This window comes from Nonomuraea sp. NPDC000554, assembly GCF_040300065.1.
In the GTDB taxonomy this organism is placed as follows: domain Bacteria; phylum Actinomycetota; class Actinomycetes; order Streptosporangiales; family Streptosporangiaceae; genus Nonomuraea.
Genome location: NZ_JBEPDC010000047.1, coordinates 1 through 22,537 on the forward strand (window position 1 = coordinate 1; position 22,537 = coordinate 22,537).

Here is a 22,537-nt window from a genome sequence, read left to right on the forward strand (position 1 = left end):
CGCTGGAAGACCGCCAGCGAGCCTTCGCCGAACTGCGCGCCTACATCGACGACCTGGTCACCCGCAAGGAGTCCGAACCCGGCGACGACCTGTTCAGCCGGCAGATCGCCCGGCAACGTCAGGAGGGCGCCCTCGACCACGCGGGCCTGGTGAGCCTGGCCTTCCTGCTGCTGACGGCCGGACACGAGACCACGGCGAACATGATCTCGCTCGGCGTGGTCGGCCTGCTCAACCACCCGGAACAACTGGCCCTGATCACGGCCGACCCGGGCAGGACGCCCATGGCCGTGGAGGAACTGCTGCGCTACTTCACCATCGCCGACGGGGTCACCTCCCGGGTGGCCACCGAAGACGCTCAGATCGGCGGGGCGAGCATCAAGGCAGGCGAGGGCGTCATCGTCTCCGGCCTGTCGGTCAACTGGGACCCGGCGGCGTTCAAGAATCCGGCCGAACTGGATGTCGAGCGCGGGGCTCGCCACCACCTCGCCTTCGGATTCGGCCCGCACCAGTGCCTCGGCCAGAACCTGGCGCGCCTTGAACTACAGATCGTCTTCGACACGCTGTTCCGCCGCATCCCCACCCTGCGGCTCGCCGCACCCGTCGAAGACCTGCCGTTCAAGACCGACGCCGTCATCTACGGCGTTCACGAACTCCCGGTCACCTGGTGAGCAGGACATGATGCGGATCAAAGCCGACACCGACCTCTGCATCGGCTCCGGCCAATGCGTCCTGACCGAGCCGGCCGTATTCGACCAAGACGACGACGGCATCGTGGCCCTGCTGACCGACCACCCCGACAACAAAAGCGCCGTACAGGTACGCCACGCCGTCACCCTGTGCCCATCCCGAGCCCTCTCCATCCTGCAGGAGTAGGCACATCCCCGGCGGTGACGCGTCCGCGCCAGTGGAGGGCGACAAGTCCGGTGGGGTAGCTCAGACCTTGCCTCCAGCACATCCACGCTGGTGGCAAGGCGAGCAAGTCGGGATCTGGGCACAGCGACCACCCCGTCGCCCTTCCGCTTCAACGGAGGCGACGGAGTTGATCCGGTCCTCACCGCCTACCAGCGGGCGGCGCCCGACTCCCTGGGGGGACGCTTCACGATGAACTACACCACCCTGGCCGCGGCCGCCGTATGCGCCAGAGACCTGAACGCGTGACCGCCCCTTCATCCTCCCGCATGCCACCTCCGACGCTCTCGTGCCAGCTGGGCCATAAATCACTCAAACGTCCTACGCCGTGGAGGTGGCTGTCTGCTGCTCGGCCATGCCGAGGTCGAGATGGTTGGTCATGTCCAGTTCCAGACGTCCGTACAGGTTGAGGTGGGTCCAGAACAGGGCCGACAGGCCTCGGACGTCTTCCTCGGTGAGGCGTGCGCGCCACTTGGGGTCGTCGCGGAGCACGATTTGGATCAGGTGGGTATTCAGGTAGGCGATCGTGGCCTGGACCAGGTGGAGGGCGAGCGCGAACACCTCCACGACCCGGCCGCCCCGCGGGCTACTCGACGAACGGTGTTGGCGGCTGCCGGCCGACGCCTGCGCCGCTGGCGAGCACGGTCGGGCACCTTCCCGCTCACCGACCCCACTGACTGGACGGTGCTGGCCGACATTGCGGCGGGAGTCCAAGCCGCGCCGTGCCGCGCGTCCCCAAGAAGCCTGCCGTCGACGGCGAGGGCGCGACACCGACCCCATCCGTCGGCGCCGCCGGTACACCGACGACGAGCGCGACGCCATCCAGGTCGTCAAGGCCGACAGCTTGCGAGTCCCGCCGCGGGTTGGCGTCAGGCAGGGATGTGCTTGATCGTCACAGGCTCGCCCGTGCAGCACGCCCTCCGTTACACGGCCGTTCGTGGTTGACCTGCGCCATGAGCCATGTCACACACGGAAGCTGTCACGCCGGCCATGGCCCGCCCGTCTTGAAGGCAATCGGAACCACAGATGGAGGGATGATCATGGTTCACGCTGAGGGGCGACGCCGGGCAAGGCTGCGTTACTGGGTGCTGGGTGCCGTTGCTGTGCTGGTGGGCGCGTTGTTGTTCGGCGCGTACGGCTGGCAGCCCGCTAAGGCTGATTTCCGCTCGCCGTACCTGGCCGCGATGGTTTCCCGGTACGCCGACACACCGATGGCCCGCTTTCACTACATCGAGGCCGGTTCCGGCACCCCGTTGATCTTGATTTCGCCCGGCGGCAGCACCGTGATCGGCTGGAAGGACCAGGTCGGTGTGCTGGCCCGCGAGCACACTGTCTATGTGGTCGACCTGCCCGGCCAGGGCTACACCCAGGTCAAGGACCCGGACTTCGGCTATAACCTGAACGCGATGACCGCCGCCATCGGCTCCTTCATGGACGCCGTCGGCGTCCGACAGGCGGGATTGGCCGGCAACTCCTGGAGCGGCGGCTGGGCGCTGGCTTTTGCCCAACGTCACCCCGAGCGAGTCAGCAAGCTGGCCCTGCTCGATGCCACTGGGCTGGATCTGCCCGGCACGTTCATGTGGGAGGCGTTGAAGATTCCGATCCTCGGCGAGCTGGCCGTCAAGCTGTCCACCAGCCGATCGGCCGCCCGGGGCCTGGCCGAGGGCATGCTCGTCCATAAGGAACGCATCACCGACGAACTGCTGGGGGAGTGGTGGGCTCCGATGACCTTCCCTGCCAACATTCGAGCCACCTATCTGCTGGAACGCCGTCTGGACTGGAGCGCGACCGAGCGTGCCCTGCCCTCCACCAAGACGCCGACCCTGGTGCTGTGGGGCAAGCAGGACACCATCCAGCCGGTTGAGCGGGCGCAGCGCTTCGCCGACCTGCTGCCCCACGATCAGATCTACATCCTGGACGGCTGCGGCCACGCACCCCAACTCGATTGCCCTGACTCCGTCAACTACCACCTGCAGGCATTCTTTGCCCCTGCACCGTGACGACCTGTTCGGCGAGGCTCTGATCAGACGGGATCCCGTCAACACCCGCTCACGCACAGGAAGGAGGGCGGCGAGCTGGTGCCGGTGATGGTGGAGTCGATCCCGACACGGCTCCGGCGCCTACCGCACGCCTTACCCCTGATCACGCTGATCCCGAGGAGGTACAGCGAGTCACCCCGACGGCACACGCGGCCCCACCCACGAGCAGGACAGCGACCACGACGACGACCCGCACGAGCCCGTCGGCCGAAGAGGGCGCAGCGAAGTAGACGCTTCCGAGCCCGGCGACGGCGGTCACCCCGGCGAGCATGGGCCCGGTGGAGTTCAACGCCGAGATCGCTGACGCCAGCCGTGGCTCGACCAGCGCTGTGATCTGCGCGATCAGCGGGCTGTACCCGGCAGCGTGCCCGGCCCCCGCCAGGAGCAGCAGCGGTATCGCCACGACCGGCTGCCACTGATCGCGGCAGAAGAGCACCAGCAGGCTCGCCCCGCCCGCGAAGGCGATCGGACCCGCGATCGGCAGGGCGCGGTGCAACCGCTGCGGGAATCGGGTCCAGCTCAAGCCGAGCGCGCCGAACCCCAGGGCGTACGGGACGAACGCCAGCCCCGCTTGAAGCGGCGAAAAACCCAGTGCGGTCTGGAGGTGCAGGGTGAGGGTGAGCAGGAAGACGGTGTAGCACCCCATGGCGGTCCAGCAAGCCACCAGCCCCGGCTTCACCCCGCGCGGCCGTACCGATGCCAGGTCCAGCAGCGGATACCGCGCCTTGGTCTCATAGCGGACAAATCCCACCGTCAGCGCGGCACCGCACGCCAGCGCGATCCAGACCCAGCCGGGCCAGCCGAGCTCGCGGCCGAAGATCAGCGGGACCGTGATCGCGGCCATGGCGGCGGTCAGGACCGCCACTCCACCCGGATCGAGGCGTGCCTGCCCATCCACGCGGGAGACCGGCAGCAGGCGCGGGCCCACGGCCAGCGCGATCGCGCCGATCGGGATGTTGACCAGGAAGACGGGTCGCCAGGACAGGCCGAAGAGATCGGCGTTGACGACCAGCCCTCCGACGACCTGCCCCAGCGCGACTCCCAGGGCGAGCACCATGCTGTAAAGGCCGATCGCCCTGCGGCGAGCCGTACCCTCCCAATGCATCTGGATAAGCGAAAAGATCTGCGGAGTGAGCAGCGCCGCCCCCATGGCCTGCGCGATGCGCGCGAGCACCAGCACGCTCACGTCAGGAGCCAGCCCGCACAGCAGCGAAGCGCCGGTGAACCAGCCCAGCCCGAGCAGGAACGCACGCCGCTGCCCGACAACGTCACCGATCCGCGCGCAGGTGACGAGGAGCACGCCGACAGTCAGCAGGTAGCCCGACACGATCAGCTGGATCGCCGCACCACCGGTGTGAAGATCATCGCGAATGGTCTCCGCAGCCACTGACACGATCGAGCCGTCCATGGAGGCCATGACCTGACCGGTGAGCAGTACGGCGAGCATCCGGCCACGGCGCGCGCCCGCCACCGGCGAAGGAGCGAGAGGGATCACTCATCCAGCATCGGCTGCCTGCGCCTGCCCGGTCTTGAAGAAATTTGCACACCGGGCCTGTCGCCGTCTCGATCCTCGTAACCTCCGGCGGGTAACCCCGTCATCCCATGCCACTCTCCTTCAACGAGTGGCACAAGAATCCAGTAATCCACCTGCACATGACCCGGGGCACACCACGGTCTCCATCAAACCCGGCGCGGTTCACGATGACGAGTTGTGGGCAGTGATCGATCCGCTGTTGCCCATGGTCGAACGCCGGGCCCGTCACCCCGGGCGCAAGCGGCATCCGGACCGGCTGGTTCCAGGGCATCCTGTTCGTGCTGCACACCGGGATCGCCTGGGACACCCAGCTCATCCCACTGCTGCAGGCCGTGCCGCCGGTGCGGGGCAAGCGCGGCCGGCCACGGCGCCGCCCGGACGTGGTGCTGGGCGACCGCGGCTACGACCACGACAAGTACCGCCGCCTGGTCTGGGACCTCGGCGTGAAACCACTGATCGCCCGCCGCGGCACCGAGCACGGCTCCGGCCTGAGTGCCCAGCGCTGGGTGGTAGAGCGCGCCTTCGCCCACCTGCACTGGTTCCGTCGCCTGCGCATCCGCTGGGAGATACGCGACGACATCCACGAAGCCTTCCTCACTCTCGGATGCGCACTCATCTGCCGGCGACGTCTGAAGTCGTTGCGGCAGTAATCTTCACCGCACGTGAGAGCAGTCGGATTCAGGGTCCCGCGCGATGGCGATCACGTCGTCGAGCCGGTCGCGCACAGCGAGCAGGTCGGTGATCCGCTGGTCGATGCGGACACGCTCGGCCGTCAGCTGGTCCAGGAGTGCCGGAGGCGTGGGCAGTGCCGCGGTCGAGATCGCGGTGGCTCAGGGCGCCACCGTGATCGGGACGGCCAGCGAGCGCAACCACGAGTTCCTCACCTCCCTCGGAGCCGTTCCCACCACCTACGGCACCGGCCTCGCGGAGCGCCTTGCCACCCTGGCTCCGGACGGTGTCGACATCGCGCTCGACACCGCAGCGTCCGGCTCCCTGAGCGACCTCATCGCGATCGTGGGCGACCCTGCTCGTGTGTCGACGATCGCCGACTACACCAACGCGCAGCGCCTGGGTGTGCATCTGGCCAACGCGGAGAACGACTCCATGCTCCTCGCCGAAGCGGGCGAACTCGGCCGGCAAGGCCGCTACACACCGCGCATCGAGCGGACGTACCCCATCGAACGGATCGCCGAAGCGCACGCATACGCCGAGCGCGGACACACCCGGGGAAAGATCGTGGTCTGCATCTGAGCTTGTCCCACCGTTCAGGGCTTCCCGCGGCTTCGGCCGCGGGAAGCCCGCACCTGCGGATCACCGGCCCCGGAGTGCTCCGATGGCGGCCGCGGCTCGGATGCCGCTCGCTGGAGGCCGGGGATAGGGTTCAAGCCCGCAACGCTCATCGATCAGGCAAGGATCCGGTCAGCTTAAGCAGAGCGGACCCGGTTGACGAGCCGATCCGGAGAAGATCGTTGGGGAGGCAGTCATGACACACGCCAATCAGAGCACGATGCATACCGTCCGGAGGCTGGTCGTCCCGCTCGGGCAGCCATACGGCGACGCGGTCCGCCGCTTCGAGCAGCTCGTCCCGAACGTCGACACCGCGCGCTTCAGCGAGCTGGACAACTGGGACGCCGTGGTCGAACTCGCGGACAAGGAGGCCCCGTTCGGGTTCATGCGCTACGGGACGCTCCACGTGCGGGAGCTGATGACGGGGTCCCAGGCCGGTTGGGACTGCGTCCAGTACCTGATGGGCAACCACGTCATCGCCGAGCGGATGTTCCGCCACGATCCGGCGGTGATGCTGCACGCCCCACTCCGTGTCCTGATCCAAGCCGACCAGTCGGGTCAGGCGGTGTTCGTGATTGATCAGCCCAGCACCCTGTTCAGCAGCTATGGCAACGCAGATATCGCGGCGGTCGGCCGCGATCTGGACGACAAAGTGGCTGGTGTGCTCGTCGCCTTGGGCGCCGAGGCACCCAGGGTGCTCACCGAGCACGCTCCTGCGTCGGGCTAACAGGGCTCCGCCTCGGGATGGACGCCTGGAGGTACTCCGGGGTTGAGGAACTTGCGGACAGCCGTTGATGGTACCGGCGAGTGACTTAGAGGACGCTTCTGTGGGCACGTCCTGCGGTTGGCCGCGACGACGGCATGACGGCAGTCGGTTCCGTCAACCAGGCGGCCCTGAGCAGGCATCAGGCTCTGACGGCGCGCCCGGGCAGGGCGGTCGGCAGCAGAAACTCGTCGCGGACCACGAACTGGCCATCAACGAGGACGTGAACAAAACCGGAGGAATGCCTGACTGTCTCGGTGTAGGTGGCACGGTCGCTGACAGTCTCGGGGTCGAAAACGGTCAGGTCGGCGTCGCAGCCCACCTGAACGCGACCCTTGCGCCGCATCGCCGGGACGCCTGAGCCCACGATGTCGGCGGGGATGAGCGTGCACCGGCGCACAGCCTCAGGCAGCGACAGGACACCGTTCTCCCGGACGAGCCTACGTAGCGTCCGGCCGTAGGTGCCTGCAGTACGAGGGTGGGTGACGGCGTCGGGACCGAGCGGCCAAGACAGCGGGTCAGGCGCTCCCGAGCGCCAAAGGAGGGGGACGGCGTCGGTGGCGACGGCGGCGTCGGTGAAGGTGAGGGCTCGCTGGATGTAGTCGAACTGGGCGGGGTCATCCTCGTTGAGCAGGTGGACGAAAGCGGCCGAGCCGGGTTCGCTCTCGCGGACCCGGCGCAGGGTGTCGGCGTCGGGGATACGCCCATGGGCGCCGAGCAGGCCGATGGAGTGCGGGGTCAGCCCGCGCCGGTGGAGGAGTTCCGGGGCGAGGAAGGCCGCGCCGATGCCGGTCATGCCCGCGCCGTAGGGATAGGCCTCGGTGGTGACGCGCGAGCCTTCGGCGCGGACCTTCTCCACCAGTCCGAGCACGCGGTCGACATGGCGAATGGAGGTGCTGTTGACGTGGCAGTAGTGCATGTGCGCGCCGGTCTCGGCGGCGGCGCGGACGATCTCTTCAGCGCCGTCGACGGGAGTGGTGGGGTCCATCTCGACAAGTTCGCGGGCATGGGTGTAGGTGGGCAGCCCGGCGCGGCCGGCGAGGGCGGCCACGGCGAGGTACTCGGAGGGGTCGATGCGAGGCGCGTAGCCGACGAGGATGCCGATGCCGAGCGCGCCATCGCCGAGGTCACGCTCCAGCATGCCGACGATACGGTCGACGGTATGCCGCGGGGCGGCACGCTGCCATTCCTTGCGACCGATGTTGGCGAGGAAGTCGGTCTCCAGGTCGCCGTCGGTGTCAAGGCCGAGGAGGACGGCCATACGGGCCACGGCCCACGAGGTGGCGAAGCCGTAGTTGAGCGGCCTGCCCTCGGTCTCGGCTCTGCGGTAGGCGGCGGCGACCGGGTAGGCACCGGCTTCGAGTTCCAGGACGGTGGTGACGCCGTCGAGCGACTGCAGGCGGTGGCCGGCGACGTCCATGCTGTGGCTGTGCAGGTCGATGAAGCCTGGGCTGACGACCAGGCCGGTCGCGTCGACAGTGGTGACGCCGTCGAGCGACTGGTCGGAGACGGCCTGGATGACCCCGCCGTTGACGCCGACGTCGCGCACGGCATCCAGACCGGTCTCGGGGTCGATGACCCGGCCGCGGGCGAGGACCAGATCGTATGTCGTCACGCGAACTCCTTCGTTCCGAGGCTGAACTGCTCAGGGCGCTGGGGCACGATCAACGCGATCAGCGCGCCGAGGACAGTGGTGGCGATGAGCAGGCCGAAAGCGGCGTTGTAGGAGAACTTGTCGACCAGGAAGCCCATGAGGACGGGGGCGAGGACGCCGGCGATCTGACCGCCGACGTTGACGACGCTCATGCCGGATCCGATGACGGCGGGCGGCAGGGCGCGCACGGGCATGCCGAGGATGCCCATCGAGGAAAGGCCCGCCACACCCATGGCGAGGGTCTGGTAGATGGTGAACCCGACAGCGGAGTCGGCCATCAGCATGAGCACCAGGAGCACGGCGGTGACCAGGAGCAGGGGGATGACGTAGAGCCGGGCCCTGTCGTGGAAGAAGCGGTCGAACAGCCAGCCGCCGAGGAAGACGGTCGCGCACGTGACCAGGCCGGGGATGGCGGACATGACGCCGGTGTTGATGAGGGAGATGCCGCGCTCCTCCAGCAGGTAGCTGGGCACCCAAGTGATCAAGCCGTAGCCGAGCATGTTGGTGGCGCAGAAGAGGGCGGCGAACTTCCAGACCGACAGCGAGCGCATGACGGCGCCGAGGCCGAACCCCTTGTCCTGAACGATGTCGGAGCCGTTGAGGTGGGCGGGTAGCGCCTTGGGTAGCAGCTTCCAGAGGAGAACGCCGATTGCGACGCCGGCGGCGGCGGTGACCCAGAAGGTGTGGCGCCAGCCGAGGGCGAGGATGAGCGGCGCGACGATGAGCGGGGCGACGCCGGAACCGAGTTGGTTGGAGGCGAGCATGGCACCGGCGGCGGTGGCGCGGACGGCGGGGGTGGTGCGTTCCGCGATGGCCTTGAAGGACGCGCCGGGGAAGAGGCCCTGGCCGACGCCGAAGAAGGCACGGATGACGAGGAGGGATGCCAGGCCCCAGGCGATACCGGTGAGGGCGGTGAAGACCGACCAGAGCAGCAGGGAGACCATGAGTTGCCGTCGGGCGCCGAACCTGTCGGCGAGGATGCCGCCCGGTATCTGGCACAGCAGATAGACCAGGGAAAAGGCGGTGATCAGCCAGCCTTGCTCGGTCTTGGTGAGCGCGAAGTCCTCGCCGATGAACGGCAAGGCGACGGCCATCATCACCCGATCGACGTAGTCGATCGTCCAGACACCCATGAGTAGACCGACGGTGACGGTTGCCGTCCTGCGTATCTGCGCGGGCGCCAGGGCGGGGGTGTCTTCGGCGAGTCCCATTCACAGACCTCCGGGGCTTTCACAGCAATGTTCCAGCAACCCTCCATCACGTCACCCGGGAGTGCTTCGTGCAGGGACATGAAGTCGGGGCCGCCGACCGTGCAATTGCACCAAGCTCTGTCCGCCGCCGTTGAAACGCCTCGATGGCGCTCCACTTGGGTCAATGCGAGGAGCCCCGAAGACGCCCCGGGTTGGCGAGTTCAACCCGGGTGCGCCCGGCGCTGGCGAACGAGACGTTCGACCTGCATCCGCGACCAGAGGGCCTCGCCGCCCATCGAGGACGGCGGGCCGGAGTCTTTTGGCGCGCGGGGGATGCGCCCAGGAGGTGAACTGCACGCCTTGGATGCTCTCCTGTGTGCCACCCCTTCTGGGGTGTCGGCAAGACTCGTGCCACCAGGTTTAGGCGTTCAGGTTTTGCCTGGTCAGCGGGCGGCCGGAATACGCTGAATCTGCTCTTCGTCGGCGAGACACGCCGCCGCTGTCCCTTCATCTGTCCCGGTGAGTCACCTCGACAGGCTCCTCACGATTTCTCACCCACGATCGGCAGCCTCCGCGTGCGGTTGGCTGTGCGTGACCGGCCGCGAAGCCGCCATCGTGGTGCTCAAGCTCTAGTGGGGTCCAGGAAGCGGGCGCCTGGCCCGGGGGCGCGGTAGACGGCGTCCGGTGGTAGACGGGTGTGCCCCGCAGCGCATTCGAGAACGACCCTCACCGGCTCCTCGCAAGTGGTGTCATCGTCGGCGGGGCGGTGCCGGACGATGACCGACGGCCCCTGCGGGTCGGCGAGATACTTGTCGCCCCACTCCAGTAGGGCGACCAGCGTGGGCCGCAGGTCCTGGCCCTGTTCGGTGAGGTGGTATTCGAAGCGCTGCCGGTCGCCGGGTTCCTGGTAGGGGACGCGTCGCATCACTCCGGCCGCCACGAGGGTGTCGAGCCGGGTGGTCAGAAGGTTGCTCGCTATGCCGAGGCGGGCCCGGAACTCCCCGAACCGGCGTGCGCCGTCCAGTGCCTCGCGCACGATCAGCAGCGACCAGCGTTCACCCACCATCGCGAGGGCGCGGGCCACCGAACAGTTCACAGGGTCGATCCGCTGTATCTCCACGGACGGATCCTACCGATCTGAGTTGACAATCTCCACTCAGCCTCCTTAGGCTCCGGGCGCTGAGTTGAAGAAATAAACCGAGGAGGCGGGCCATGCCCATGCTCGACGTGTACATCCCCGACGGTGCGCTCCAGCCCGATGCCGAGGCAGCACTGCTGAACCACATCACCGAGATCCTGATCCGCTACGAGGGATTCGACCCCGCCGACCCGGTGACCCGGTCCGTCTCCTGGGTCTTCCTGCACCGGCCGGTCGCCGTCTACGTTGGCGGATCGCCCGCGAACGCGCCGCACTACAAGGTCGTCCCGTCTGTCCCTGAGGGGCAGCTCGACGAGAAGACGCGGGCGGGCGTCATCGCCGACGTCACCGAGGCGATCCTGGACGCCGAGAACGGTGCCTGGCCGCGCGATCCCGGCCGGATCTGGGTGTTCCCCACCGAGATCCCTGAGGGCCACTGGGGTGGGTACGGGAAGGTCAGGCCGCTCGCGACGATCCTCGCCCGGCTCACCAAGCACGACACCGAGCGGGCCCGCGGGCTCGCCGCCCAGCGCATCGCCGCCAGCCGAGCCGAACACACCCGCCTGCCGTAGTCAGTGCCTTCAGGGGCACTCAGAGATTGGCGCCGTTCTCGCACCTGCCGGCCCGCAGGCGGCTTCGTCAGCGATTCAGCGGACGTCGGGGCCAGTGGCTCATTTCGTGGGATCGGCCCAAGCCGACGTCAGTCCAGGCCGACTCGGCGGTCGCCCATTGCAGCAGGGCTTGTGAGGGCGTGCTCCATCGCCACCGCTCGCAAGCCGCTGACAATCTTGGAGATGCGTGCCTGTCGGGCCTCGCCGATCCGTGCCACGGCGGATACCGTCCGGATGATCGGGGAAGCCAGCGGGTGCAGGCTCAGGCCGGCTGTGCTGTCGGGCAGCGCCATCCGCGGTACTGCGGCGATTCCGGCTCCGGCGGCGGCGAGGGCTGTCAGTACGGTGAAGTCGGTGGCGACCGCGAGTGGCTCGGGGACGAGTCCGGCTGCCCCGCACGCCTGGCGGATCAATTCGTGGCAGGTGGCCGGCGGACTGGGCAGCAGCCACTGGGCGTCGTGCAGGTCGCGCAGGTCGACAGGCCGGTCCTGAGCCAGGCCACGGCGGGCGGCCTCGTCGAGGTGCAGGGCCAGCACCACGGGGTCGTCGGCGAGGCGTGTGATCGTGCAACCGTCCGGGACGTTGGGCGGCGCCAGGGTATAGGAATAGACGACCACGACATCGGCCTGGCCACTGCGGAGGACCTCCAGGGCTGCCTCCGGCTCGCCCTCCACGATGCGCAGCTGCTGCGGGAAGTCAGGATCGGCTTGCAGCCGGGCCCAGAGTCTCGGTAGGAGCACCCGCCCCGCAGACGGGAACACGGCCATGGTGACGGTCCCGGTATGACCAGACCGCCAGGCCGCCGCCACGTCGGCGTCGACGGCCGCGAGACTGCCCAAAATCACCTCGGCGTGCTCCACCAGCCGACGCCCGGCTGCGGTGGGCCGCAGGGTCCGGCCCTGCTTCTCCCAGCAGCGGCACCCCCGCCTCCCGCTCCAGCGCCGCCAATTGCTGCGACACGGCCGGGCCGGTCAGGTGCAGAGCCTGCGCGGATAGTGGCGGGCCTTGGTGGCCTGGTCGGTGGGGTCGGCGGCCCATCGGCGCATGTGGTCCACGGCCCGCTGCGGCCGGTAGCCGTCGAGAGCGGTCAGCGCGTATCCGTCCCGGGCCAGGACGCGCGCGGCCCAGCTGAGGGCGAGGGCGGCCGGGAGGGGCAGGACGCAGGTGGCGTTCCGGTAGCCGTCCAGGGGGCTGCCGACGAAGTTGTCGCTCCCGGTGTAGCGGAGGTCCTGCCGGATGGTCGGGGCGACGTCGGCCAGGGCGATGAAGCCGGCGGGCGCGCGGTCGGTGGGCATCGGGCCTCAGGCTCCTCGGGTGGAGTACGTCGGTGGGGTCCCGGCCGGTTGTCGGGCCGTGGGCATCGTCGGCACCGTGGGCGGGCCGGTCGTGGCCGGGGCCGCCGGTGGTGGCCATGGGCTGGGCCCGTCCACGCCCGAGGGCGTAGGCCGACTTGTGCCGGAGGCGCCCAGCCCCCCGTCCTTCCGGTCCTTCCGATGTGGTCGGCTCCGTCCCCAGCGCCGGGCGGCGGGGCGTTCGATCAGGAACCAGCTGAGCGTGGCGCAGACCACGGTGAGGACGACCGCCAGCACGGGCCCGGCGATCGGGTGCCAGGGTCGCAGCCACAGCGTGAGGGGGTAATTCCACAGGTAGGCGGCGTAGGAGATAGTGCCGAGGTGGGCGAGGAGAGTGAGGACGCGCCCGCTCGGGGTGCGGTCCCGGGTCCATCGGCCGAGGATCACGAGGGTCAGGACGGCGATGGCCAGGCCGGTCCACGGGTAGGTGACCGCGTGCGAACGCCAGGGCACCACCGAGGCCAGGACCAGCAGCCCGACGGCGATCGTCCGGCAACTCGACCTCACCATGGCCGCAGCCTCCGCCGTCTCCCTGACCCTGGCCCTCCCTCTCGCCTTGTACGGAGCCGACCTCCTCGGCCGCCGACTGCGCCGCACCTCGCGGACCGCAATCCTGATCAGCGCGGGCGACCTCGATGCCCGCACCGGACCCACCCGGGGCAACGACGAGGTCTCCGACCTCGCCCGCGCCGTCGACAGCATGGCCGACGACCTCGCCCGCCGACTCCGCGACGAACGCCGCTTCACCGCCGACGTCGCCCACGAACTGCGCACCCCCGTCACCGGCCTCCTCTCCGCCATGGACCTGCTGTCCGCCGGACGCACCGAGGACATCATCCGCGCCCGCGTCCGCACCCTTCGCGACCTCGTCGAGGACCTCCTGGAGATCTCCCGCCTCGACGCCGGCTCGGAAACAGCCATCCGTACCCCGGTGCCCCTCGGCACGGTGGTCGGAGACGCTATCGCCCGCACCGGCCACCAGGTCCGGCTTCGACTCCTGCCGGCGGAGCCCGCAACAGGCCCCGTAGTGGAGAGCGACCCGCGTCGCCTGGAACGGGTGATCACCAACCTCGTGGCCAATGCCCACCGGCACGGGGCCGCCCCCGTGGAGGTCACCATCGAGGCCACGGATGAGGGAGCGACGATCACGGTCCGCGACCACGGCCCCGGCTACCCCGAAGACCTCCTCGCCGAAGGCCCCAGCCGCTTCCGCACCGGCGCCGCCGAACGCGGCAGCCACGGCCTCGGCCTCACCATCGCCCTCGGCCACACCCAAGTCCTTGGCGGCACCCTCACCCTCACCAACGCCCCCGACGGCGGCGCCAACGCCACCCTGTACCTTCCCAGCTGATCCGAGCTGGCGAGAATCACCCCGTGTCCCGCACCAGCAAGACGGGCAAGGAATACCGCGCTCTCCGAACAGAGTGCGCTGTATGACGTCAACGACGCTAGAAACACCGGCACTTGGCTCTCAACGACGTTGCGCCTGATTGCGCGAATTCACCCCAGGGCGTCGATCGCAGTGCGCGCCACGATGGACGCCGCCCACGGCGGGAGAGCGAACGGCTGGCAGTCCGGTCGGGTGCGGTCAGGGTGTGATCAGGGAGCGAGCACGACCGTCTTGCCGGGCAGCCGCCCGGCGCCGGCGTCCTCGTGCACGGCGGCCAGCTCGGCCACCGGGCGGTGGGCGGCGACGTGGAGCCGGAGCTTGCCGGCATCCACCTTGGCGACCAGCTCGGTCAGCTGGGCTCCGTCGCTGCGGACCCACAGGCTCGCGCTGCGCACCCCCCGGGCGGGGTTCTCGGGAATCGGGCCGGCTGTGCTGGCGGCGACCCCGCCGTCGGCGACGTAGTTCGTCAGCTGCGCGAGCTGCTCCGGGGGGACGCGCACATGGTTCACCACGACCTGGAACGGACCGCCCACGGCGGCTGGACCCGCGGCGAGGTCGAGGGGGCCGACGATCCGGTCCGCGCCGTAGCCCCGAAGGCGGTCGGCGTGCTGCGGCGCGTCCACCGCGGTCACGTGCGCTCCCGCGTCGACGGCGAGCTGCACCACGAGGCTGCCCACCGCGCCCCCCGCCCCGTTGACCAGGACGGTCTGACCGGGCTTCAGCTCGGCGAGCTCGAACGCCGTCTGCCAGGCCGCCAGGCCGGTCAGCGGCAGCGCCGCGGCGTCGACCAGCTCGGTCGTCTGGGGCGCCGGGGCCAGGGACTCGGCCGGGGCGAGCACGTACTCGGCGGCCCCGCCGGCGGAGTCGAGGGGCAGCATCGCCACAACTCGGTCGCCGACCTCCAAGCCCGTCACGTCCGCGCCGAGTTCAGCGACGGTGCCCGCCAGGTCGATCCCCGGCACGTACGGGAGAGTGATCGGGATCATCTCGGCCAGGACACCGGCGCGGATATGGTCGTCGACCGGGTTGAACGACGTGGCCGCCACCCGCACCAGCACCTGCCCGGTGCCGGGGACCGGACGGTCGACGTCCTCGTAGCGCAGGACCTCGCTGCTGCCGAACTCGTGGAAACGCATTGCCTTCATGGCACTTTCCTCCAGTGTGCATTGATGCCATCGCCAAGGGATGAGGCGATCAGGCGGGCAGGTGAAGCGCGTCGAGGTGCCTCGTGGTGGTCACCGAAATCAGCTCCTTCACTTGCCTTGGCAAGTACTTTCACTTGCCAAGGCAAGTGAAAGGTAGTTCATCGAGGGTTGCCTAGGCAAGTGATGAGAGTTGCCCGGGCAAGTATGATGGGCCTCATGGACACCCAGTCACCCTGGCTCGACGACGACCAGCAGGACCTGTGGCAGGCGCTCCTCACAGTCGTCATCGCCCTCCCGGCGGCCCTCGACCGCCAGCTGCAGCGAGACGCAGGCATCTCCAACTTCGAGTACGGGGTTCTGGCCCGGCTGTCGATGGCCGACGAGGCCACGATGCGGCTCAGCGACCTGGCCCGGGTCTGCGACAGCACCCAGCCCCGCCTGTCGAAGGTGATGGACCGCTTCGAAGCCCGCGACTGGGTCGCCCGCCGACCCGACCCCAGCGACGGTCGATACACCCTCGCCACCCTGGCCGACGCCGGTCGGCAGAAGCTCGTCGAGAGCGCACCGGAACACGTCGCGCAGGTGAAGCGGCTCGTGTTCGATCCGCTCAGCGCCGCTCAGCGCCGCCACCTCGGGGCCGCACTCACCCGCATCGCCGCTACCGTGCGCCGGGAATTCGAAGGAGGCTGAGCGCCGTCCTCAGGCGGGGTCTTCCGTCAGCTCTGCGACGCCAGTGATGCGGTGCATTGGGGAAGGTGCGGACCTCGTCGGCGGTGTGGTCGTATGCCGCCAGGGGTCCCAGACTGGTGAGGTCGCAGGATCCAACGGATACGCCTTTCACCTGCGCTTATGGAGATGCTTGAGAAGGGATATCCGCAGGTGACTAACGTGCCTGACAGGCATGTTCCTTCGGAGCCCACTTGCCTCACATGCCTGACGCCTTCTCGGCACCCCAGATAGAGGACGCGCCCAGCGGCTGGATGCAGATCACCTCGACTTCGGAGTGGCGGTCTGCTCTCGCCCAGCCGATGAACGCCGTACCCCTGGCAAAGAGAGCGTTGACGACCGCTTCTCCGCCTGCTCCCTCTGGCCAGGCTCTTCTCGATCCGGTCAGTTGACTTCCTGAAGGGGTTGCATCCTGCCCGTCGCCACGTAACGTCCCCAGCAGCGACCCCCGCACGGGAGGAGAGATCGGCATGTCCGACGATGAGGCACGGCGCGTTTTCCAGGTGGTCGACTCGTTCGAGCCCGGCAAGTTCGCGCAGTTGCTGGCGGAGGACGCCAGGATGGTGTTCGGCAACGCCGAGCCCATGGTCGGACGCAACGCCATCGCCGAGGGGCTGCGGATATTCTTCGCCACCATCGCGGGCCTCGCGCACAGACTCGTCAGAACGTGGCAGGTCGACGCCGACACCATTGCCGAGACCGAGGTGACCTACCGGCGGCTCGACGGCAAGGACGTCAGCGTCGTGGCCGTGTCGATCTGGCATACCCGCGACGACGGTCTGATCTCGGACTACCGCATCTTCGTCGACCTGGCGCCCGTCTATTCGATGTAGAGCCACGTCTACTGCGGTGCCTGCGAACTTACGGCGGCGAGTGCGTCGCCGCCTTCACCACCACCATGTGGGGCAGCCTCCTCCTGCTCGCCGTCACCTTCCTGCTGCCGCGAAAGGGGGCCGTATCCACACCAGCACCTGCCTAGCGGCAACTCCGCCTGCTGCGTCCGTCTTTCCGTCGGCGTCCCCATGAGCCGGGCACTCGCGCACGGCGCCAGCACTTGAGGGGCCAGCACGCGCCAGTGCCTGGTGATGATAGGACGGGAGGATCGATCTATACAGACGCGACCGGCGCGTGGTGTCCTCAGTCTGCCGGCCGAGCCCCATCGGGCGGTGAGACAGTCGGGCCAGGGCTATCGGGCTGCGCAGCAGATTGCTGTTCGCGCAGCAGAGCCACGGCCACGGCCGCGGCGGTGACGGCCTCTTCGCGCTGCTGCTGGGCGACTTTCAGCGCGGCCGTGAGGTCGGCGAGTTCGCCGCGCAGCCGTTCGGCCTGGCCAACGGCTGCAGCTCTGACCTGGTCGGCGTCGGCGAAGGCCCGTTCGGCAACTGCAGCCGGCTACCTGACGGGCTGTGGGAACTCATCAAGACCACGCCACGCACCGAAGGCGCCACCTACACGCGCGACCAACTCCTCACCGCTCGCAACGCCTAATCCCCGGCGCTGCCCGCCGGATCAGCAGTGCCCCTGGCGCCAACCTGGCCGACGCCACAATCTCAACCATGACCTTCCGCGACCTGCAAGCGACCCGAAGATCCTGGACGATCTGCGTGCCGCTGGTCTGCGCAACACCGCCCGCCTTCCCCTCACCGCGACCGCGACCGCGCTGAAGGACCTCGGTCGGCAGATCGCCTGACGTGCCGCGTCAAACCGGCGGCCCCACCGCTTGCTCACTACCCTGGCATCCAGACCTGGCCCGCTCAGATCCGAGGGAAACGCCACCATGGCTGACACTCACGACGCCATCACTCTTCTCCTCAACCGAGGGGTGCGAGGGGGAGTGTTCCCCGCCGCTGTGTGGGCCACAGGCGGCGCCAACGCCACACTCGACTGCGGCGCCCACGGACAGGCCAACCCGACCGACCCCACCACGACGGTGCGATCCGACACCCTCTGGGACATCGCCAGCCTCACCAAGATTGTCGCGGTGTGGGCGGTCATCGGCACTCTGTGGCACGAACAGCAACTCCCGCTGGACGACCCACTGCACACCTTCTGGCCCGAGGTCGCCAGCCACCCGCTCGGCCAGGTCACCGCCCGGCACCTCCTCACCCACACCGCGGGCGTGCCACTCCGCGCCAACCTGAAGAACCTCTACGGCACCAACCCCCAAGCCATCCGCGATGGCGTCCTGCGCGAAGAACTGCACCGCAAACCGGGCACCGCCGTGGAATACACCGACCGCGCCCCACTCATCCTGGGCTTCCTCGCCGAGCACCTCACCACCCGCACGCTGGACCAACTCGCCACAGAACGAATCTGGCAGCCGCTGGGGATGACGGACACCCGGTTCGGCCCGCTGCCAGTCGGCGATCGGAGCCGGTGCGCACCCACCGAATTCGCCCCCGAAACCGGCACCCACCTCCAAGGCGTCGCCCACGACTACTCCGCCCGTCTCCTGGGAGGCGTGTGCGGCATCGCCGGCGTCTTCACTACCCTGCGGGACCTAGCCCGCTTCCTGGAACATCTCCTGGCCCCCGGCCCTGATCCCGACCGGGTCGGGTTCGGGCCCGCCTGGGTAGCCGAGTCTCTGCAGGTCCACACCAGTGATCTCGACCAACCCCGCGGCCTTCTCTGGCACCCCGCCCCCGGCGCCGGCCCCGAAGAGGACATCTACGTCCACTATGGCTTCACCGGCACTGCCATGTGGCTCTCACCGAAGCAGCAACGATGGGCTGTCCTACTCACGAACAAGCTCTACAACAGCCGCGACCGCGACCCGTTGATGAGCATCCGCAACGTCTTCCGCGCGTTCGTCTTCGACGGGTGCAGCTCCGGCTGAGTGAGCCTATGAGCTGGGCAGTTGAGGGCTGGGCTGTTTGAGCTTCTACCGTGGGTGCAGGCGGTATCTGGGGCTGATTGAGCTGGGGTCGTTCAGCTACCTGGCGACTGCACGGTCAGCGGCGGGGTATTTGCAAGAACTCAAGGTTTTCGATCATGACGTCGGCGGCCTCCTCCGATCCTACGCTCAGGAGCCAGTCGACGAACCTCCAGCCGTACTCCTCCATGGGGCTGCGTTCAAACTCGGGCGGCGTAGGGCCGAAGTTGCGTTCCAGCCAGGCGATATACGCCTGACGGGTCTCGATGTACTCCTGGCGTGTAGGGGCGGGGACATCGGGATCCTCGACGGCGAGGTCGTAGAACAGATCCTGCAGATTGTGCGCGGTGACGTAGAGGTCCCCTTCGTCGCCGAAGAAGATGACGGGGAGGGCGGCAAGGTCGGTCCGGTCGTCGCACCGCCACAGCGCATAGAAGGAGCCCGACGAGGTGGCCTGAGCGAACGGAATCACTCGGTCATGGAACTGCTGGCTGTCCGAGTCTGACCAGGATGAATCGTTGTTGTACTCGCGCAGTTCAAATCCCGGCGAGTAGAAGTCCGTGCACTGATCATTAAACTCCTTGAGGAGATTCAGCTCGGCTATCGGCGAGTACGTTTCACGCATGGGGCACCCTTGGGAACGGCTCAACCAGGCAGGACGACTACTATAGGGTGATCTTTCTGGCGACTCTGCGACAAAGCACACGACCAGCACGAACACCCACTCAGCGGTCTTCTGACGACGGGCTACACCCGTCTTCGACTGATGGCCTGTCGGCCTCGTCAGAACAGACCGGCCTGCACGTTCTTCTCGCGTGGTGGCTGTTTCGGCGCCAGGCCGCCGACGGCGTCGACATCGTGCAAGGACTGCCAGCGAGTGCGGCCGCCGTCGGCCAGCAGGCGCCGCAGGAGTCGCACGGTCACGTCGGCGTCCGGCAGGGCTCGGTGACGGCCTGCCGGACGGGGAATGCCCAGATGCGCGAGCAGCGTGTCCAGGCTGTGCGAGGACAACCACGGATATGGCCCGTACCTCCCAAAGCTACGGCGAGCCGCCACCCGATGATCCTTCAAGCCAATTTGTGTGATATGCGAAGTCCGGCACCCACGCGGCGACCGAGGACGATGAGGAGCGGCTGGCGCAGCGGCTGGCTGACGAGGTCTGCCCGATCGAGACGAGCCGGGATCGCCTGGCGCAGGCAGTGCGGGAGCGGTGCCGGAGTACGAGCATCGAGTCGCCGACCAGCGGCCAGGTGGAACGGGTCGTCGATTCGGCATGCCGCCGTTTCGAGGAGGACTTCGCCGAGCAGGTGATGGAGCGGCTGGGACCGTCGGTGTGCGCTCGTCTGGAGGACTTGCTGGGCCGGCCACACGTGCTGGCTGAGTTGAAGTCCGATCCTCAGGTGCCACCGGAATACGGCAGAAACGGGCCGCGCTCTTGATCATCGGTCGTAGATTCCGGCGTTCGGAAAACGTTCGATAGATGAACACCCGCGGCTCCCAGCCACATGGGGGCATGGGGCGGCTCACCCAAGCCATCCCATGCCCACCGCCCGCATCGGCCATACCGGGGCAACGCGGAGGACGGCACGTCGACGCCGATGCTGCTGGCCCGCTCCCAACACGCCTCGGTCCCTGGAGCGACACGCCCGTCCCGGCGTCGACGCGGTCGCCCAGCACGTCGCCGAGCGCGAGCCGCCGTTCGCTGGAACCGCTGACGGGCTACAAGGTCATTCCACGGCGGGCTTTACAGCCAACCTTGGTTGGAGCCCAAGAAGAATGATCAACCAAAGGCTGTTCCTCACGACCGGCCGGGGTCGCCACCGACACCGCAGGTCAACGACAAGCTCAGCGGAAGTCGTCCGAGTGGTCGACGGCCCACTGGGCGTAGGTGTGCGCCGGCGTCCCGGTGATCTTTTCGGCGATGACGGAGGTCAGGGCCGGGACGCCGCTGGCGGCGGCCCACTGACTCACGATTGCCTCGGCCACGACCGGAGGCCATGTTCTGCCCATTTCCGCGCGAGCCTGCTCGTCGGAGACGTGTTCGATCCGGATGCGGCGGCCGAGGACCTCGCCGATGTACTCGACCTGCCGTTGCAGGGTCAGGGACTCGGCTCCGTAAATGGTGTATGCCTGGTGCGAGTGGCCCGGTTCGGTCAGGGCGGTCACCGCAAGCGCCGCGATGTCCTTCTCGTGCACCGGTGCCGACTGTGCGAGCGGATAGGGAAGACGGACGACGTTGTCCGTCCGGATCGATTCGGCCCACCAGGTGCGGGTGTTGGTCGCGAATGTCCCCGGCCTGAGGAACGTCCAGTCCATGCCGGACCGTTGGATGGCCTGCTCGATCGTGCGGTTCAGGCGGGGGACCGGGTGGTCGGCGTCGGGGCTCAGGACTGATACCGACGAGAGCAGAACCACCTGCCGGATCCCCGCGGCTGTGGCCGCCGCAGCGACCTTCTCGATGTCGTAGGGCTTCCGGGGGTCGAGCATTCCGTAAAGGAACACCCTGTCGGCACCGTCGAGCGCTGCGGGCAACGTCTCGGGACGCTCCAGGTCGGCGGCGACTGCTTCCCACCCGGGTGTCAAGCCCGCGGCTGGGGTCCTGCTGACTGCTCTGACCTGCTCACCGGCGGCCAGGAGGCCATCAACCACGTGACGACCGACGTTACCGCGAGCGCCGAAGACAACTGCCACCATGACGGGGCCTCCTGTTGGTTGTGGACGTGAATGGCTGCACAGCCGGCGATGCCGTGGAGACCCACTTTCGCCACGGACATGTCGACAGTGCGGGACGTGTTGCTGCCACGCGGATGACGGTCCGGCGTCAGCGGGCTTGGCCGTCGGCGATGATGTGGGATCAAGTCGAGAGCCGGAGCTGCGTTGACCGGGCGTGGACGGGCGCGGGACATCGCTGCGCCGAACGGTCGACCGCGAGTGACGTAGGTGAGGGGTGAGGGGTGAGGGTCTGTCGTTGTCGGCGCGAGCGCCGTAAGCGGGCCTCCGTCGCCGGTCAGGGCTGGATGTTCTCCAGGTCCTCCAGGAGGCTGGGGTGCTTCGGCTCCCAGCCGAGGGTCTGCCGGGTGTGGGCGCTGGACGAGGGCTGGTCGTTCGCGAAGATCGGGCCGAGAGGGCCGTACGTCTGTGACGGCACTGACTCGACCGGCAGGCCCAGCCGTCGGCCGATGACCGCGGCGATGTCCCGCACCCGGTCCCCCTCGTCGGCCACGGCGTGCCAGACACTGCCGGCTTCCGCCTGTTCCAGGGCGAGCCGGAAGAGGACTGCCGCGTCGAGCGCGTGGACGGCCGGCCAGCGCTGTGTGCCGTCGCCCGGGTAGCCGGACACCCCGGTCCGGCGTGCAATGCCGGTCAGCAAGCCGGCGAACCCGCCCGTGCCTTGGTTGTGGACCGTGCGTGGCAGGCGTACGGCCGTGCTCCGGACCCCGCGCGAGGCAAGGCCCAGGACCGCCGTGACCGCGCGACCGCGACCACCGACCGGCCCGTCGGTCGGCAGCGGGTCGGCCTCGGTGGAGACGCGGCCAGGCATCTGGGGCGTACCCGAGACGGTCACGAAGGGGCGGTCGCTGCCGACGAGTTCCTCGCCGAGGGTCGCGAGGGCGGCACTCTCCTCGGCGACATTCTTCGCGAGGGCCTCGGGGCTGCTGAAGTCATTGCCGAATGCCAGGTGGATGACCCCGTCGGCCAGAGCGACGCCGGCACGAAGGACGTCCAGATCGGCGAGGGCTCCCCGGAGCGGCTCGGCGCCAGCCGCCTCGGCAGCGAGCGCGGACGCGTCGGAACGGGCGAGTGCGAGGACGGTGTAGCCGTTGCCGAGCAGTTCGGCGACAACAGTGGACCCGATCAGACCGGTGCCGCCGGTGACGAAGACGCGCATGGAAACCTTCCCGCAAGTGATGGGACTCTTGTCCCGTC

At 68.5% G+C, this 22,537-nt stretch carries 25 protein-coding genes and 2 pseudogenes; 14 read left to right on the plus strand and 13 right to left on the minus strand.

Annotation, left to right across the window (positions count from 1 at the left end):
* From ABT294_RS48300 to ABT294_RS48310, 3 genes are all read left to right on the plus strand, one after another.
* Nucleotides 1–668: cytochrome P450 (locus ABT294_RS48300; RefSeq protein WP_350813286.1), on the plus strand; the 668-nt coding region annotated here is incomplete at its 5' end.
* Between the two features lie 10 nt (nt 669–678).
* Nucleotides 679–873, plus strand: a complete 195-nt coding sequence (locus ABT294_RS48305) for a ferredoxin (RefSeq protein ID WP_350813351.1) — start codon at nt 679–681, stop codon at nt 871–873.
* Nucleotides 874–963: 90 nt separating this feature from the next.
* Nucleotides 964–1,158, plus strand: a complete 195-nt coding sequence (locus tag ABT294_RS48310; RefSeq protein WP_350813287.1) for a hypothetical protein — start codon at nt 964–966, stop codon at nt 1,156–1,158.
* Nucleotides 1,159–1,230: 72 nt separating this feature from the next.
* Here the strand turns inward: ABT294_RS48310 and ABT294_RS48315 are convergent, their stop codons facing one another.
* Entirely contained in the window at nt 1,231–1,476 is a 246-nt protein-coding gene (locus ABT294_RS48315; protein WP_350813288.1) for a Tn3 family transposase, read from the minus strand.
* A gap of 467 nt (nt 1,477–1,943) precedes the next feature.
* On the opposite strand from ABT294_RS48315, the gene ABT294_RS48320 reads away from it, so the two are divergent.
* The gene (locus tag ABT294_RS48320; RefSeq protein WP_350813289.1) at nt 1,944–2,909 is read left to right on the plus strand and encodes an alpha/beta fold hydrolase; all 966 of its coding nucleotides are present in this window, start codon (nt 1,944–1,946) and stop codon (nt 2,907–2,909) included.
* Between the two features lie 142 nt (nt 2,910–3,051).
* On the opposite strand, the gene ABT294_RS48325 is transcribed toward ABT294_RS48320, so the two are convergent.
* Nucleotides 3,052–4,443, minus strand: a complete 1,392-nt coding sequence (locus tag ABT294_RS48325) for an MFS transporter (protein WP_350813290.1) — start codon at nt 4,441–4,443, stop codon at nt 3,052–3,054.
* A gap of 344 nt (nt 4,444–4,787) precedes the next feature.
* On the opposite strand from ABT294_RS48325, the pseudogene ABT294_RS48330 reads away from it, so the two are divergent.
* From ABT294_RS48330 to ABT294_RS48340, 3 genes and pseudogenes are all read left to right on the plus strand, one after another.
* Nucleotides 4,788–5,132, plus strand: a pseudogene (locus tag ABT294_RS48330) (transposase); the annotation flags it as partial.
* A gap of 136 nt (nt 5,133–5,268) precedes the next feature.
* Nucleotides 5,269–5,733: pseudogene (locus tag ABT294_RS48335) on the plus strand (zinc-binding dehydrogenase); the annotation flags it as partial.
* A 232-nt stretch (nt 5,734–5,965) separates the two neighbouring features.
* Nucleotides 5,966–6,496: a DUF302 domain-containing protein gene (locus ABT294_RS48340; protein WP_350813291.1), complete on the plus strand. Its 531-nt coding sequence runs from the start codon at nt 5,966–5,968 to the stop codon at nt 6,494–6,496.
* 178 nt (nt 6,497–6,674) lie between these two features.
* Here ABT294_RS48340 and ABT294_RS48345 read toward each other — a convergent pair whose 3' ends face one another.
* The 3 genes from ABT294_RS48345 to ABT294_RS48355 all read right to left on the minus strand — a co-directional run bounded on the left by ABT294_RS48345 (nt 6,675) and on the right by ABT294_RS48355 (nt 10,496).
* Complete coding sequence (locus ABT294_RS48345; protein ID WP_350813292.1) at nt 6,675–8,147, minus strand: amidohydrolase family protein; 1,473 nt, start codon at nt 8,145–8,147, stop codon at nt 6,675–6,677.
* Nucleotides 8,144–9,397, minus strand: coding sequence for an MFS transporter (locus tag ABT294_RS48350; protein WP_350813293.1), 1,254 nt, complete (start codon nt 9,395–9,397; stop codon nt 8,144–8,146). Before ABT294_RS48350 ends, ABT294_RS48345 begins: the two co-directional genes overlap by 4 nt.
* A 601-nt stretch (nt 9,398–9,998) precedes the next feature.
* The gene (locus ABT294_RS48355) at nt 9,999–10,496 is read right to left on the minus strand and encodes a winged helix-turn-helix transcriptional regulator (RefSeq protein WP_350813294.1); all 498 of its coding nucleotides are present in this window, start codon (nt 10,494–10,496) and stop codon (nt 9,999–10,001) included.
* Nucleotides 10,497–10,588: 92 nt separating this feature from the next.
* Here ABT294_RS48355 and ABT294_RS48360 point away from each other — a divergent pair, with 92 nt between their 5' ends.
* The gene (locus ABT294_RS48360; protein ID WP_350813295.1) at nt 10,589–11,086 is read left to right on the plus strand and encodes a hypothetical protein; all 498 of its coding nucleotides are present in this window, start codon (nt 10,589–10,591) and stop codon (nt 11,084–11,086) included.
* 128 nt (nt 11,087–11,214) lie between these two features.
* On the opposite strand, the gene ABT294_RS48365 is transcribed toward ABT294_RS48360, so the two are convergent.
* The 3 genes from ABT294_RS48365 to ABT294_RS48375 form a co-directional block, all read right to left on the minus strand.
* A complete protein-coding gene (locus ABT294_RS48365) occupies nt 11,215–11,985 on the minus strand; it encodes a LysR substrate-binding domain-containing protein (RefSeq protein ID WP_350813296.1) in 771 nt (256 codons plus the stop codon).
* 111 nt (nt 11,986–12,096) lie between these two features.
* On the minus strand, nt 12,097–12,420 hold the full coding sequence (locus ABT294_RS48370) for a M15 family metallopeptidase (protein WP_350813297.1): 324 nt from the start codon (nt 12,418–12,420) through the stop codon (nt 12,097–12,099).
* Nucleotides 12,421–12,426: 6 nt separating this feature from the next.
* On the minus strand, nt 12,427–12,987 hold the full coding sequence (locus ABT294_RS48375; protein ID WP_350813298.1) for an acyltransferase family protein: 561 nt from the start codon (nt 12,985–12,987) through the stop codon (nt 12,427–12,429).
* Between ABT294_RS48375 and ABT294_RS48380 the strand changes: the two genes are divergently transcribed.
* Entirely contained in the window at nt 12,986–13,828 is an 843-nt protein-coding gene (locus tag ABT294_RS48380; RefSeq protein ID WP_350813299.1) for a HAMP domain-containing sensor histidine kinase, read from the plus strand. The genes ABT294_RS48375 and ABT294_RS48380 overlap by 2 nt on opposite strands.
* 248 nt (nt 13,829–14,076) lie before the next feature.
* On the opposite strand, the gene ABT294_RS48385 is transcribed toward ABT294_RS48380, so the two are convergent.
* Nucleotides 14,077–15,012, minus strand: coding sequence for an NADP-dependent oxidoreductase (locus ABT294_RS48385; protein ID WP_350813300.1), 936 nt, complete (start codon nt 15,010–15,012; stop codon nt 14,077–14,079).
* 216 nt (nt 15,013–15,228) lie between these two features.
* Between ABT294_RS48385 and ABT294_RS48390 the strand changes: the two genes are divergently transcribed.
* The 4 genes from ABT294_RS48390 to ABT294_RS48405 all read left to right on the plus strand — a co-directional run bounded on the left by ABT294_RS48390 (nt 15,229) and on the right by ABT294_RS48405 (nt 18,574).
* Complete coding sequence (locus ABT294_RS48390; protein WP_350813301.1) at nt 15,229–15,702, plus strand: MarR family winged helix-turn-helix transcriptional regulator; 474 nt, start codon at nt 15,229–15,231, stop codon at nt 15,700–15,702.
* Between the two features lie 506 nt (nt 15,703–16,208).
* Entirely contained in the window at nt 16,209–16,571 is a 363-nt protein-coding gene (locus tag ABT294_RS48395) for a nuclear transport factor 2 family protein (protein ID WP_350813302.1), read from the plus strand.
* 373 nt (nt 16,572–16,944) lie between these two features.
* Nucleotides 16,945–17,226 carry a hypothetical protein gene (locus tag ABT294_RS48400; RefSeq protein WP_350813303.1) on the plus strand — a complete coding sequence of 94 codons (282 nt, stop codon included), beginning with the start codon at nt 16,945–16,947 and terminating at the stop codon, nt 17,224–17,226.
* A 289-nt stretch (nt 17,227–17,515) separates the two neighbouring features.
* Nucleotides 17,516–18,574, plus strand: coding sequence for a serine hydrolase domain-containing protein (locus ABT294_RS48405; protein WP_350813304.1), 1,059 nt, complete (start codon nt 17,516–17,518; stop codon nt 18,572–18,574).
* Between the two features lie 115 nt (nt 18,575–18,689).
* Here ABT294_RS48405 and ABT294_RS48410 read toward each other — a convergent pair whose 3' ends face one another.
* Both ABT294_RS48410 and ABT294_RS48415 read right to left on the minus strand, forming a co-directional pair.
* Nucleotides 18,690–19,235, minus strand: a complete 546-nt coding sequence (locus ABT294_RS48410; RefSeq protein ID WP_350813305.1) for a hypothetical protein — start codon at nt 19,233–19,235, stop codon at nt 18,690–18,692.
* 158 nt (nt 19,236–19,393) lie between these two features.
* Entirely contained in the window at nt 19,394–19,621 is a 228-nt protein-coding gene (locus ABT294_RS48415) for a hypothetical protein (RefSeq protein ID WP_350813306.1), read from the minus strand.
* Between the two features lie 239 nt (nt 19,622–19,860).
* On the opposite strand from ABT294_RS48415, the gene ABT294_RS48420 reads away from it, so the two are divergent.
* On the plus strand, nt 19,861–20,049 hold the full coding sequence (locus ABT294_RS48420; RefSeq protein ID WP_350813307.1) for a hypothetical protein: 189 nt from the start codon (nt 19,861–19,863) through the stop codon (nt 20,047–20,049).
* 406 nt (nt 20,050–20,455) lie between these two features.
* On the opposite strand, the gene ABT294_RS48425 is transcribed toward ABT294_RS48420, so the two are convergent.
* Both ABT294_RS48425 and ABT294_RS48430 read right to left on the minus strand, forming a co-directional pair.
* The gene (locus ABT294_RS48425; RefSeq protein ID WP_350813308.1) at nt 20,456–21,304 is read right to left on the minus strand and encodes an NAD(P)H-binding protein; all 849 of its coding nucleotides are present in this window, start codon (nt 21,302–21,304) and stop codon (nt 20,456–20,458) included.
* Nucleotides 21,305–21,617: 313 nt separating this feature from the next.
* On the minus strand, nt 21,618–22,499 hold the full coding sequence (locus tag ABT294_RS48430) for an SDR family oxidoreductase (RefSeq protein ID WP_350813309.1): 882 nt from the start codon (nt 22,497–22,499) through the stop codon (nt 21,618–21,620).
* Between the last annotated feature and the right edge of the window lie 38 nt (nt 22,500–22,537).